Source organism: Streptomyces sp. NRRL B-1347 (assembly GCF_000720325.1).
Taxonomy (GTDB): domain Bacteria; phylum Actinomycetota; class Actinomycetes; order Streptomycetales; family Streptomycetaceae; genus Streptomyces.
Window position 1 is genome coordinate 1 of sequence record NZ_JOJM01000071.1, and the last position, 12,959, is coordinate 12,959.

Sequence of the window (12,959 nt, forward strand, 5' to 3'; positions counted from 1 at the left end):
GGCGTCGGGGGGGGGAGTGGGGCCCGGGATGTGTCCCGGGGGAGCCGGGCCCGGGGGCGCGGTGGGCGGCAACGGGGCAAACCCGTCTACGCTGCACGCAGCAGACCCGTACCCCCGTCAGGCCCGTCAGGAGAACCAGCCGATGTCCCAAAGCCCCGCCACCCTGCCGCCGGTGCTGCTGCACTCAGAAGCGGAGCTCGCGCGGGACGCGCTCGCGACCCCCCTGCTCGCCCGTGCCGTGCGGCTCGCCCGCTGGGCCGGGCCCGACACGCGGGTCGGCGCGGGCGGCGAGCTCGTCGACGAGCAGCTGCCCGCGGCGGCGGCCGAGCTCGGGCTCGTCGACGGGGCCGAAGGACTGGAGCCCGGGGACGCGGCGGCGTACGCCAGCGAGGCCTGGCGGGTCGCCGTCGACACCGGCCTCGTCGAGGTCGAGGACGCCGACGAGGACGACGCCGAGGGCACCGTGGCCACCGGCGAGGAGCTCGCGCTGATCACCTCCGGCGGACCGCAGGACGTGCTCGGCATCTGGCTCGGCGCCCTGGACACCGTCTTCGCCGACGCGACGGTGCCCGACCTGGAGGACCTCGTCGACGTCATCCAGGGCGGCGGCGAGGTCGACTTCGCCGAACTGGGCTGGGACCCGCAGGCGGAGGCCGAGTTCCTGGAGGGCGTCCTCGGCAACCTGTACCTGCTGACCGTCAGCGAGGGCGCCCCGGAGGACGGCGCGGTGCCGCTGCCCGCGCTCGCCGCGTCCATGATCGTGCCGGACGACATGGGCGAGCCCACCGATGACATCCTGGAGCAGGTCTCCGACGCGATGATGCGGCTCGACGACCAGTTCCGGATGCTCGAACCCGTCGGGCTCGTCGAGTACCAGCCCGTGGACGAGGCGCTCATGGCGGACGTCGACGAGGCGGCCGAGGCCGCCGAGGCCGCGGGGGAGCCGCTGCCGCCCGTCGACGACGAGGACGTCACGCGGTACGGCATGGTCCGCCTGACGCCGCTCGGCCTGTACGGGGTGCGGGCGCGGATGCTGGACGCCGGGGTCGACGCGCCCGCCGTCGGCGACCTCGCGGACAAGGGCGCCGACTCGCTGCTCGACGCCACCGCCGCGTTTCCGCGGGCCGCCGCGCAGGCCGAGATCGAGCGGTGGCTCGGCGGGCGCGAGCCGCTGGCCGCGGCGCGCGAGCTGCTCGCCGCCGCGCGCGGGGCGGACGAGGGCGCGCCGCTGCGGCGGCTCCACTGCCAGCAGGCGCTCTCCCTCGTCGGGGACGCGGCCGAGCCCGCGCTGCGCGAGGTCCTCGACGACGCGGAGCTCGGCGGCCTCGCGCGCGTGTGGCTCGCCGAGCACGGGGCGGCGGACGTGCCCGCCCCGTCCGAGGGCCTGGTCTTCTGGCTGACCATCGACACGGTCGCCGCGCAGCTGGCGGCGGAGGGGAACTCCGACGAGCTGCGCGCGCTCGTCGAGGGGCTCGCCGCGCAGCACAGCGGGTTCTTCGCGGCGGCGTGGCGCGTCGACCACCCCGCGACGGCGGAGGTGCTCGAGGCGATGGGGCGGCTGCACTCGGACAAGAAGGTGGCCAAGGAGGCCCGCAAGGCGGCCTTCAAGGCCAGGTCGCAACAGCCCTAGCCCACACCGGCCCTTCCCCCGCCCCGTCAGCGCGCCGGCCCGCTCGTCCTCAAACGCCGGACGGGCTGGATCCGTCGCTCGCACGCCGCCGTTCTCCGGACGACGGCGTGCGAGCCGCTGGGTCGGCGCCTAACACTCGTAGCGCGTCGTGTGGCGGAACGAGGACGTCGCGCCCTCGAAGCCGTACGTGCCCCGGTACGCCGGCGGATTCTGGTACTGCCCGACGATCGTGATCGTCGACGCGCAGGACCCCTGCCCCGCCCGCTTCGCGTCGAGCCGCAGCGTGTCGCCGATGTGGCCGCCGGTGATGTCCCAGGGCGCGCCGCAGATGCCCGCGGTGATCTGGCCGCCGATGACGACGTGCGGATACGTGTTGGGGTTGTACTTCACCTCCATCTCGAAGGTGACCTGCCCGTTGTGGAGGGTGAGCTTGCAGGCCGTCGCGACGGCCTCCGCGGAGACCTCCAGCTGCGCGGGCGCGGCGAACGCCTCGTCACGGGTCTTGACCTGCGCGCCCTGCGGGTTGAAGAAGTGGTGCTCCGCGCGCGACCGGTCCTTCTGCTTGCGTGCTTGGGTGGTCATGGGGTGGGCCCTCCCTTCCCGGCCGTCAGGCCAGCTGCTCCGCTATCTCGACGCGCAGCAACGCGCGGACGTTCTCGATGTGGTTGATCACGGTGACGGTCGACGAACCGGCGAAGAGCAGCCCGAGCGCGACGTTGTCGAAGGTCGTCACCAGGGACCCGGAGTCGCCTCCCGCGGAGATGTTCGTGGTGAGGATCTGGTCCTTGAAGCGGGCGGTCCCCGCCGTGCCGTAGTTGACGTCGACGGTCGCGTCGACGGAGATGATGCGGCCGAAGCTGATGTTGGTGGTGCGGCCGGACTTCTTCACGCGGTCGCCCACCGCCACGTTGGTCTTGCGCCGCCAGGCGCGCGGCGCCCCGCTGAAGTACTGCTCCCGCGTGGCGTCCTGGAAGTTCACGGCCGCGAGGGCCGCGTCCACCACGTTGTTGTGCCGGTCGAGCGGGATCTGCGGCGCGAACTGGATCGTGATGAAGCGCTCCAGGGTCGCGATGCGGTCGGCGGGGTCCTGGCCGCCGTCGAAGACGCCGGGCTGCACGACGGGGCTGCCGAGCTGGGCCCGGTTGGAGTCGGCGAGCACGTGGTTGTTGGACAGGATGTAGAACTTCGCCGGTACGCCGAGGCCCGCGGCGGGCGGATCGACGGAGGCGCCGGGCAGGAAGTCGTAGACGACGCTGCCGAGCGTGCCCGCGGTCACGCGGACGTTGCCGACGGAGAAGCCCGAGGGGCACGGCCGCATCCGGCGCTTGAGCAGCTGCGGCTCGAACGCGCCGAGTCCGCCGGGCTCCTCCAGCCGCGGCTGTCCGATGCCGGCGAGCTGCTCGCCGATGGCGCCGTCGCCGTCGTACGCGCGCTGTGCGCGGTCGTCGGCCCGCACGCCGGCGCGCTGCCGCCGCTGGGCGGCGATGTGGCCGACGGCGATGATGTCGGTGGGCGTGCCGTCGTCCATCTGACGCGGAATCACATCCCGTTCGGGAAGCAGTGACTCCGGCACCTTCTGGGTCACGAAGACCAGGACGGCGGGCTCGCCGGTGGGCTGCCCTCCGGTCCACTTCACGCCGTGCCCGAAGCCGACGACGTTCGCGAGCGGTTCGTCGCGGCGCAGGAAGTCGCCGAGCGCCTGCTGCCGGGAGCTGTCGCTGAGGGTGCCGCCGGTGGGTCCTCGCATCCATTCGGACTGGCTCACGCCAGACCACCCCTTTTCCTGAGTTTCCCCTGGCTGGAGGTCCGGGCCCGGAACGCGCCGTCAGGGGCCGCCCTGTGCGCCGACGTCGCCGATCGCAAGGACGCGCACGGGGACGCCTTCGAGTGTGTCCGGGACCACGTCTTCGTCCCGGAGCCGGTCGCGAGGCACTCGGCGGGTGACGAAGACGATGATCACGTCCGCGCCCGAGTGTTCGTCCCTCCCGACCCCGACCCCGGTCACATTGGCCAGCCTCATCAGCTGGTCCTCGTGCAGGCGGCGTGCCTGGCGTGCGTCCACTCCGGCTCGCCTCCCGCGTGGGTGATGCAGGTAGGGGTTGTTTATTGCCGTGGACATCGGCGGTCAAGGCGGTCTGCGGTAAATCATGGCTTTACAGCCGGTCCGCGTCTGTTGACCTTGTTTACGAAGTCCCTTCCGACCAGTTACGCGCCCGTCATCTTCGTACACCTGAACGGTGCGCGTACGGACCCCGCGGCGGAGTGCTCAAGTCCGCAGGTACGAGGCGCCGTTGAGGTCCATGACCGTGCCGGACGCCCACTCCGCGGCGGGCGAGGCCAGCCAGAGGACCGCCGCCGCGATCTCCTCCGCGGTGCCCGCGCGCCCGAAGGGGCTCTGCGCCCGGATGGCCTCGCCCTCCGCGCCGTCGAGCCGGTGCGCGACGCGCTCGGTGGCGAAGAAGCCGGGCGCGACCGACGCCACCGCGATGCCGTGCGGGGCGAGCGCCACCGCCAGGGACTGGCCGAGCGCGTGCACCGCCGCCTTGGTCGCGCCGTACGCGGGGTGGTCGGGCTCGCCCCGGAAGGCGCCGCGCGAGCCGATGTTGACGATGCGGCCGCCCGTGCCCTGGCCGATCATCCGGTGCGCGGCGAGATGGCTGAGGTTCGCCGTGGCCAGCAGGTTGACGGCGGTGTGCCGCTGCCACAGGGCCGCCCAGTCCTCGTACGAGGTGGTGACGGGCGGGTGCGGCAGGTTCACGGCGGCGTTGTTGACGAGCACGTCGATGCCGCCGAGCGCGTCGGCCGCCCGGTCCGCGACGTCCTTCGCCCTCGCGGGGTCCGACAGATCGCCGCCGACCAGCGCGTGTCCGTCACCGGCGAGCGAGTCGAGCGTCTCGCGGGCTTCGGGCTCGCGCGCCCCGAAGTGCACCGCGACGCGGTCGCCGTTGTCCGCGAACGCCCGGGCGAGGGCCCGGCCGAGGCCGCGCGAGGCGCCGCTGACGAGAACGCGGCGACCGGTGTTCTGCAGAGTCATACGGATCTCCCCCTGTTGTCACTTGACGTGCCCCGGCATTCCTCGACATCCCCTGGAATGCCGTGCTCCGGAAGTCGACCGCCGAAGTCGGACGGCGTTCAACCGCCGTTTATACGTGAGCGGGAATCTGGCGCCGACAGCGGCCCGGTGGTACGCACGCCCCCAGGACGGGCCCGAACGCCCCGCATTCGCTCCCTCAGGTCCGAGGAGAAACCATGTCGTCGCTCACCCGCAGGGACTTCGCCAGACGATCCGCGCTCACCGGGGCGGGCGTCGCGCTCGCCGGCAGCGTCGGCGCGCTCGCCACCGCGCCCGGCGCCCTCGCCGCGCAGGACCTCGACGTGACGGACGCCGCCGACGCCGCAGGCCACGGCGGGCCCGGCTACGGCCCGCTCCTGCCCGACCCGAAGGGCCTGCTCGCCCTGCCCGCCGGATTCTCGTACCGCGTCCTCACGCACAGCGGCAGGACCACGCTGGAGACCGGCGAGTTCACGCCCTCCAACCACGACGGCACGGCCACCTTCGACGGGCCGCGCGGGGTGACGCTGCTCGTCAACAACCACGAGCTGAGCGGCGCCCGCACCAAGTGGAAGCACCCGGTCCCGCTCACCGAGGGGCTCGTCTACGACCCGGCGGCCGCCGGCGGCTGCACGGTCGTCGAGCACCGGCGCGGCGGCCAGGTCGCCGAGTGGGTGGGCGTCGCGGGCACCAGCACCAACTGCGCGGGCGGGTCCACTCCCTGGGGCACCTGGCTGACCTGCGAGGAGACCGAGGACAAGGCCGGCCAGAACGGCATGACCAAGGACCACGGCTACGTCTTCGAGGTCGACCCCTACGACCGGCGCGCCAACCGCGACCCCAAGCCGGTCAAGGCCCTCGGCCGCTACGCCCACGAGGCCGTCGTCGTCGACCCCAAGCGCGGCCACCTGTACCTCACGGAGGACGCCTCGGGCCCCAACGGCCTGTTCTACCGCTGGACCCCGCCGCACGGCTTCAAGCACGGCCGCGGCAGGCTGCGCCGCCTCGCCGACGACGCGGGCGTCCTGAAGGCGCCCAAGTGCTTCGACTCCGGCGGCCGGTTCGTCGACGACCTGTCCCGGGCCACGCGGATCGGCACCGTCTACGGCGTCGACTGGGTGGAGGTCCCCGACCGCGACGCCCGCACGGTCCCGGTCCGCAAGCAGTTCACCGCCGGAGCCGTCACGCGCGCCCGCAAGCTCGAAGGCATGTGGTGGGGCGACGGCGGCGCGTACATCGTCTCCTCGTACGCCCGTGCCGAGAGCCCCGGCGCGCAGCACGACGGGCAGGTGTGGTTCTACCACCCGGGCCGCCGCACCCTGACCCTGAAGGTGCTGCTCGGCGTGGACCAGGAGCCCGGCAAGGACGGTGCCTTCGACGGCCCGGACAACATCACCGTCTCGCCGTACGGCGGACTGGTCATCGCCGAGGACGGCGACGGCGTCCAGCACCTGTTCGGCGCGACGGAGCGCGGCCGCACCTATCCGATCGCCCGCAACGAACTCAACGAGGGCACGCCCGAGAAGCCCGCGTACAGCGAGTTCACCGGCGTTACCTTCTCCCCGGACGGCAGGACGCTGTACGCCAACATCCAGACCCCCGGCATCATGCTCGCGATCACCGGCCCGTGGCGCCGCCAGCGCCCCTGACCCTCGTCCGGCGGGCGCGAGCACACCGAGGCGGGGGCCGGCGCTGACGTCGGCCCCCGCCTCGCGGTGCTCTCCTACAGGGCCTGCGCGGCGGGCTTCACCATGCCGCGGACCGTGCGGGACTTCACGAAGTCGCCCATGGCCGTCATCTCCCACTCGCCGGAGAACTGGCGGATGAGCTTGGCCATCATGACGCCGGTCTGCGCCTCCGCGTTCGTCAGGTCGAAGCGGACCAGCTCCTCGCCGGTGGCCGCGTCGATGAGGCGGCAGTAGGCCTTGGCGACCTCGGTGAACTTCTGGCCGGAGAACGAGTTCACCGTGAAGACCAGGCCGCTGACCTCCTGGGGGAGACGGCCGAGGTCCACCACGATCACCTCGTCGTCACCGCCGCCCTCGCCCGTGAGGTTGTCGCCGGAGTGCTTGACGGAGCCGTGCAGGATCGACAGCTTGCCGAAGTAGCAGCTGTCGATGTGGTTGCGCTGCGGGCCGTACGCGATGACCGAGGCGTCCAGGTCGATGTCCTTGCCGCGGAACGCGGGCTCCCAGCCGAGGCCCATCTTGACCTGGGAGAGCAGCGGGCGGCCGCCCTTGACCAGGGACACCGTCTGGTTCTTCTGGAGGCTGACGCGGCCCTTGTCCAGATTGATCTTCCCGGCGCCGGGGGCGGGGGCGGCCGGGGCCGCGGGGGCCTGCGGGGCGGCGGCCTGCGGGGCGGCGGCCTGCGGGGCGGCGGCGGGCGGCGGCGGGCCCTGGACCGGCGCGCCGGTCGGGGGCGCCATGGCGGGCGCGGCGGGCTGCGGGGGCGCGGCCGCCGGGGCCGGCTCCTCGACCGAGACGCCGAAGTCCGTCGCGATGCCCGCGAGGCCGTTCGCATAGCCCTGGCCGACCGCGCGGGCCTTCCAGGCGCCGTTGCGCAGATAGATCTCCACGATGACCAGGGCCGTCTCCGCGCCCAGCCGGGGCGGGGTGAAGGTGGCGAGGACCGAGCCGTCGTCCGCGTTGCGGATGGTGGCGGTGGGCTCTACGCCCTGGAAGGTCTGGCCGGCGGCGTCCGGGCTCGCCGTGACGACGATCTTCTCGATGCCGGGCGGCACGGCGCCGGTGTCCACCGTGATCGCGTCCGGCGTGCTGCCGCCGCCGGAGCGGTACGTCACGCCGGGGCCCGTGGGCTGGTTGTAGAAGATGAAGTCGTCGTCGGAGCGCACCTTGCCGTCGGCGGTGAGCAGCAGGCCCGATACGTCTAGCCGCACGGGGGCGGAGACGTCCACGGCGACGCGGGTCGCGGCGAGCGGGATGTTCGAGCCGGGGGTCATAGCTGTCATGCCTGGGGTAACGAGCGGGGGGACTTTGCCGTTCCCTTACCCCGGTGCCTTTTCCGCCCACCCGAGTGACCCTCGCGGGGCGCCCCGCTGTGTCCGTCAGCACGCTCCGCGCGCGGGCGCCCCTTCCCGAACCAGGGGCCGCCGCCCCTGGCACCCCGCTTCATCGCGCTGGCGCGGTGCGGAGCGCCGGTGAACCCGCTCAGGGCAGCACCACGATCTTGCGGCCTTCGCCTGCCGCGAAGCGGGCCAGTGCCTGCGGGTAGTCCGTCAGGGGCACCCGATCGCTGATGAAGACGTCCGGGTCGAGGACCCCGCTCGCGAACAGTTCCGCGGCCCGCTCGTAGCTGTGCAGGACGGCCATCGAGCCGGTGATGGTGATCTCCTGGTTGTAGATGCGGTACGGGTCGACGGTGACGCGGGTCGCGTAGTCGGCGACGCCGAACTGGAGGAACGTGCCCGCCTTGGCGACCCGCCCGAGCCCGTCCTGGATCGCGGCCGCGTTGCCGGTCGCGTCGATGACGATGTCCCAGCCCTGGGGCCGGTCGAGGGCGTCGGCGCCGGTGGCGGTGCCGGTGACGCCGAGGCGCGCGGCCGTGGCGAGCCGGTCGGGGTTGAGGTCGACGACGTCCACGCTCGCCGCGCCGGTCCGCTTGGCCAGCTCCAGCATCATCAGGCCCATGGTCCCGGACCCGTAGATCAGCACGTGCGCGCCCAGCCGCGCACGCAGCACGTCGTAGCCGCGAACCGCGCAGGACAGGGGCTCGATGAGCGCCGCGTCCTCGGTGCGCACGTGCTCGGGCAGCCGTACGCAGTTGGCGACGGGGGCCACCGCGTACTGGGCGGCGCCCCCGGCCCGGGTGACGCCGATCGCCGCCCACCGCTCGCACAGGTTGTTGTGGCCGGTGCGGCAGTAGCGGCACTCGTAGCAGTAGAGGGAGGGGTCGACGGCGACGCGGTCGCCGGTCCGCAGCTCCGTGACGGCGTTGCCGACCGCCACCACCGTGCCCGCGAACTCGTGCCCCGGTACGACGGGCAGCGTCGGCGCGAACTCGCCCTGGAGGATGTGCAGATCGGTTCCGCACAGGCCGCACGCGGCGACTTCGACGACGACGTCGCGCGGCCCGGGTACGGGGTCGGGCACCTCGCCGACCACAGCGGTGCCGACGGACTCGATGATGGCGGCCTTCACTTGACGGCTCCCAACGACAGGCCCTGGACCAGTTTGTCCTGGGCGGCGAACCCCGCGGCGAGCACCGGCAGGGAGATGACGAGCGACGCGGCGCACACCTTCGCCAGGAACAGGCCCTGGCTGGTGATGAAGCCGGTCAGGAACACGGGTGCGGTCTGGGCGACGACGCCGGTGAGCACCCGGGCGAAGAGCAGTTCGTTCCAGCTGAAGATGAAGCAGATCAGGGCGGTCGCGGCGATGCCGGGCAGGGCGATGGGCGCGACGATCCGGGCCAGGACGGTGGGCAGGCGCGCCCCGTCCACCTGGGCGGCCTCGATGACGGCGACCGGCACCTCGGACAGGAACGACTGCATCATCCAGACGGCGATCGGCAGGTTCATCGAGGTGTAGAGCAGGACCAGGAGCCAGATGTTGTCGAGGAGGCCGGTGTTCTTCGCGAAGAGGTAGATCGGAAGGAGGCCCGCCACCACCGGCAGCATCTTCGTGGAGAGGAAGAAGAACAGGACGTCGGTCCACTTGCGGACCCGGCGGACGGACAGCGCGTACGCCGCGGGCAGCGCGAGGACCAGGACGAGCAGGGTGGACGCCGTCGACGCCACCAGGGAGTTGATCAGCGAGGGCCAGGGGCTCGCGCCGCCGCCGGCGCCGAAGAACTCGCGGTAGCCGTCCAGGGTGAGGGACGCGGCGAGCGAGGGCGGGTTGGTCGCCGCGTCCTCCTCGGAGTGGAAGGACGTCAGGGCCATCCAGGCGATCGGCAGGAAGAACACGATCCCGGCCAGCCAGGCGGCGAGACCCAGGCCGAGCCTCCTGGCGCGGACGGTGCGGTCCGTGCGGTCCGTACGGACCGGTCGGGGGGCGCGTGGGGCGGTCATGCGCGGGACACCTCCTCGCGGAACAGCGACGACACCACGCGCAGCGCGAAGGTCGCGATCACGATCGAGCCGATGACGACGAGTACACCGGCGGCGGACGCCAGGCCGTTCTCGTGGGCCTGGTAGAAGCTCTGGTAGACGGTGTAGGGCAGGTTCGCGGTGCCGAGGCCGCCGGAGGTGATCGTGAAGACGGCGTCGAAGTTCTGCACGATGTAGATCGAGCCGAGCAGGGCGCCGAGTTCGAGGTAGCGGCGCAGGTGGGGGAAGGTCAGATGGCGGAACACCTGCCAGTGGCCCGCGCCGTCCATGCGGGCCGCCTCGATGAGTTCGGGGTCGCGGCTCTGCAGCCCGGCCAGCAGGATCAGCATCATGAACGGCGTCCACTGCCAGATCAGGGCCAGTTCGACGGCGATGAGCGGGGTGTTGGAGATCCAGTCGGGCTGCGCCGCGCCGTCCCCGCCCAGCCCGTGCAGGACCCCGTTGAACAGGCCGTACTCGGGGTTGTAGAGGACGTGCTTCCACAGCAGGGCGGCCGCGACGGGCACGAGCAGGAAGGGCGCGATGAGCAGGGTGCGGACCACGCCCCGGCCGCGGAACCTCCGGTTCAGGAGCAGGGCGAGCCCGAGTCCGATGACGAGGCTCGCGAGGACCACGGTCGCCGTGAGGACGATCGTGGTCAGCACGGACTTGCGCAGGTCGGCGTCCGTGAGGACCTCTTGGTAGTTGGCGAGGCCGGTGAAGCTGCGCGCGTCGGGGTAGAGCGCGTTCCAGTCGAAGAACGAGATCACCAGCGTGGCCACGAACGGCAGCTGGGTCACGGCGATCATGAAGATGAGGGCGGGGAGCAGCGGGGCCCGGGTGGCCCAGGCGCGCAGCCGGGGCGAGGGGCGCGGCGCGGAGGCGGGCACGCGCGGGCGCGTGCGGGCGGCTGTCGTCGTGGCGGTCATCGGCCCTCGTACTCCTCGGAGATCTTCTCGGCGAGGTCCTGGGCCCTGCCGAGGGCGGACTCGACGGAGGTGCGTCCGGCGATGGCCGCGCTGATCTCCTGCGAGACCTTCGTGCCGAGGTCGGTGAACTCGGGGATGCCGACGAACTGGATGCCGGGCGCGGGCCGGGGCTGCACGCCCGGGTCGCGCGGCCGGGCGCCCGCGATGGCGGCGCGCGTCACGCCCTGGAAGGCGGCCGCCTCCTTGCGGTAGCGCGGGTCGGCGTACGTGGAGGCGCGTTTGCCCGCGGGCACGTTGGACCAGCCGATCTTCTCGCCGACGAGTTCCTCGTACTGCTTGCCGGATGCCCAGGAGATGAACTTCCAGGCCTTGTCGTGGTTCCGGGACGCCTTCTGCAGGCCCCAGGCCCAGGTGTAGAGCCAGCCGGAGCTCTCGGTCCGCTCCACGGGCGCGGCCACGTAGCCGATCTTCCCCTTGACCGGTGACCTGGCGGACTCCAGGGAGCCCGCGGCGGCCGTGGCGTCGTACCACATGGCGGTCTTGCCCTGGGTGAGGTTGTTGAGGCACTCCGCGTACCCGGACTGTGCCGCCCCGGACTGTCCGTGCTCGCGTACGAGGTCCACGTAGAAGCGGGTGGCCCGCTCGAACGCGGGGGAGTCGAGGCGTGCCTTCCAGTCCTTGTCGAACCAGGTGCCGCCGAAGGTGTTCACGACGGTCGTCAGCGGCGCCATGACCTCGCCCCAGCCGGGCAGGCCGCGCAGGCAGATGCCCTTCATGCCGTCCCGGGCGCCGTCGGCCTTCGCGGCGAGGTCGGCGACCTGGCGCCAGGTGGGGCGCGCGGGCATGGTGAGCCCGGCCTCCTCGAAGACGTCCTTGCGGTACATCAGGAACGACGACTCGCCGTAGAAGGGCTCTCCGTAGAGCTTGCCGTCCTCGCCGGTGAGGGACTGGCGCATCGGCGGCAGGATGTCGTTCTGGTCGAAGGCGCGGTCCTTGCGCGCGTAGTCGCCGAGCTGGCGCAGCCAGCCGTTCCGCGCGTAGATGGGTATCTCGTAGTTGCTGAGCGTCGCCACGTCGTACTGGCCCGCCTGGTTGGCGAAGTCCTGGCTGATCTTGTCGCGGACGTCGTTCTCGGGCAGCACGGTGAAGTTGACCTCGATGCCCGTCTCCTCGGTGAAGTGGGCGGCCGTGAGCTTCTGCAACTCGACCATCTGAGGGTTGTTCACCATCAGGACGTTGACGGCGTCGCCGCCGGATCCGGACCCGCCCGCGCCGGCCCAGCAGCCGGACAGCGTCGGGGCGAGCAGCACTCCGGCGGCGGCAGCGGCGAGCAGGGACCGCGGCCTCCGCCGGCTCTGGGTTCGCATGAATCGCTCCTGGGATAAAGGGGGAGATATGGGGCATCGCGGGGCGTGCGGGGCCCGCGGGGGAGTGGGAGGTGCGCGGACGCCGCCCGGGGTGGCGCTCAGGAGTGGCCCGGACCTCGCCCGGGCACCGTTCAGACGCGGATGACCTGCGGTCCGAGGAGCGCGTAGCGGTGGGCTTCGGACGCGGGCAGGCGGGTGCTCGTGACGATGGCCTCCAGATCGCCGACGGAGGCGAACCTGCAGAAGCTCGCCGCCCCGAACTTGGTGTGCACACCCGCGAACACGGCCCGCCGGGACGCCCGCAGCGCCTGCGCCTTCACCTCGCTGACCGCCGGGTCGGGGGTGGTGAGCCCGTGCTCGCGGGAGATGCCGTTGGAGCCGATGAAGGCGAGGTCGATGACGAAGCCCGCCAGCATGCGGGTCGTCCAGTGGTCGACGGTCGCGAGGGTCCCGGGGCGGACCCGGCCGCCGAGCAGCAGCACGGTGACGTGGTCGGCGGTGGCGAGGGCGCTCGCCGTGGCGAGCGACGCGGTGATCACGGTCAGCTCGCGGTTCCTCGGCAGCGCCTCGGCGATCAGCTGCGGGGTGAACCCCTCGTCGACGAAGACGGTCTCGGCGTCGCCGAGCAGCTCGGCCGCGGCGGCCGCCACCCGCCGCTTCTCCGGCACGTGCATGGTCGTGCGGAACGCGAGGGTGGTCTCGAAGCCCGAGCTCTCCACCGGGTAGGCGCCGCCGTGGGTGCGCCGGACCAGGCCGTGGTCCTCCAGGGCGCGCAGATCGCGGCGCACGGTCTCCTTCGCGACGCCCAGCTCGGCGGCGAGCGCGCTGACGTCGACGGATCCCGAGCTGCGGGCCGTGCTGACGATCTGCCGCTGGCGCTCCTCCGCCGTCATGGCGCCCCCTCTTCCCCTGGCTCGATCCGGGTGCCCGT

Annotated in this window: 12 protein-coding genes; 2 read left to right on the forward strand and 10 right to left on the reverse strand. The window is 72.5% G+C overall.

What is annotated here, in order from left to right:
• Positions 1 to 142 precede the first annotated feature (142 nt).
• The gene (locus IG74_RS0137365) at positions 143 to 1,630 is read left to right on the forward strand and encodes a hypothetical protein (protein ID WP_030686547.1); all 1,488 of its coding nucleotides are present in this window, start codon (positions 143 to 145) and stop codon (positions 1,628 to 1,630) included.
• 129 nt (positions 1,631 to 1,759) lie between these two features.
• On the opposite strand, the gene IG74_RS0137370 is transcribed toward IG74_RS0137365, so the two are convergent.
• From IG74_RS0137370 to IG74_RS0137385, 4 genes are all read right to left on the reverse strand, one after another.
• Complete coding sequence (locus tag IG74_RS0137370; protein WP_030686549.1) at positions 1,760 to 2,212, reverse strand: hypothetical protein; 453 nt, start codon at positions 2,210 to 2,212, stop codon at positions 1,760 to 1,762.
• Positions 2,213 to 2,237: 25 nt separating this feature from the next.
• A complete protein-coding gene (locus tag IG74_RS0137375; protein WP_030686551.1) occupies positions 2,238 to 3,395 on the reverse strand; it encodes a hypothetical protein in 1,158 nt (385 codons plus the stop codon).
• A gap of 60 nt (positions 3,396 to 3,455) precedes the next feature.
• Entirely contained in the window at positions 3,456 to 3,692 is a 237-nt protein-coding gene (locus tag IG74_RS0137380) for a hypothetical protein (RefSeq protein WP_030686554.1), read from the reverse strand.
• A 204-nt stretch (positions 3,693 to 3,896) separates the two neighbouring features.
• Complete coding sequence (locus IG74_RS0137385) at positions 3,897 to 4,664, reverse strand: SDR family NAD(P)-dependent oxidoreductase (protein ID WP_030686556.1); 768 nt, start codon at positions 4,662 to 4,664, stop codon at positions 3,897 to 3,899.
• A gap of 215 nt (positions 4,665 to 4,879) precedes the next feature.
• On the opposite strand from IG74_RS0137385, the gene IG74_RS0137390 reads away from it, so the two are divergent.
• The gene (locus IG74_RS0137390; RefSeq protein ID WP_030686560.1) at positions 4,880 to 6,331 is read left to right on the forward strand and encodes an alkaline phosphatase PhoX; all 1,452 of its coding nucleotides are present in this window, start codon (positions 4,880 to 4,882) and stop codon (positions 6,329 to 6,331) included.
• Between the two features lie 74 nt (positions 6,332 to 6,405).
• On the opposite strand, the gene IG74_RS0137395 is transcribed toward IG74_RS0137390, so the two are convergent.
• The 6 genes from IG74_RS0137395 to IG74_RS0137420 form a co-directional block, all read right to left on the reverse strand.
• Positions 6,406 to 7,644 carry a TerD family protein gene (locus IG74_RS0137395; RefSeq protein ID WP_030686562.1) on the reverse strand — a complete coding sequence of 413 codons (1,239 nt, stop codon included), beginning with the start codon at positions 7,642 to 7,644 and terminating at the stop codon, positions 6,406 to 6,408.
• Between the two features lie 208 nt (positions 7,645 to 7,852).
• Entirely contained in the window at positions 7,853 to 8,842 is a 990-nt protein-coding gene (locus IG74_RS0137400) for a zinc-dependent alcohol dehydrogenase family protein (RefSeq protein ID WP_030686564.1), read from the reverse strand.
• The gene (locus IG74_RS0137405; RefSeq protein ID WP_234334573.1) at positions 8,839 to 9,714 is read right to left on the reverse strand and encodes a carbohydrate ABC transporter permease; all 876 of its coding nucleotides are present in this window, start codon (positions 9,712 to 9,714) and stop codon (positions 8,839 to 8,841) included. Before IG74_RS0137405 ends, IG74_RS0137400 begins: the two co-directional genes overlap by 4 nt.
• Positions 9,711 to 10,661: a carbohydrate ABC transporter permease gene (locus IG74_RS0137410; protein WP_030686569.1), complete on the reverse strand. Its 951-nt coding sequence runs from the start codon at positions 10,659 to 10,661 to the stop codon at positions 9,711 to 9,713. The genes IG74_RS0137405 and IG74_RS0137410 overlap by 4 nt, the downstream gene beginning before the upstream one ends.
• Positions 10,658 to 12,028 carry an ABC transporter substrate-binding protein gene (locus IG74_RS0137415; protein WP_030686572.1) on the reverse strand — a complete coding sequence of 457 codons (1,371 nt, stop codon included), beginning with the start codon at positions 12,026 to 12,028 and terminating at the stop codon, positions 10,658 to 10,660. Before IG74_RS0137415 ends, IG74_RS0137410 begins: the two co-directional genes overlap by 4 nt.
• Positions 12,029 to 12,159: 131 nt before the next feature.
• A complete protein-coding gene (locus tag IG74_RS0137420; protein ID WP_030686574.1) occupies positions 12,160 to 12,921 on the reverse strand; it encodes a DeoR/GlpR family DNA-binding transcription regulator in 762 nt (253 codons plus the stop codon).
• Positions 12,922 to 12,959: the final 38 nt, after the last annotated feature.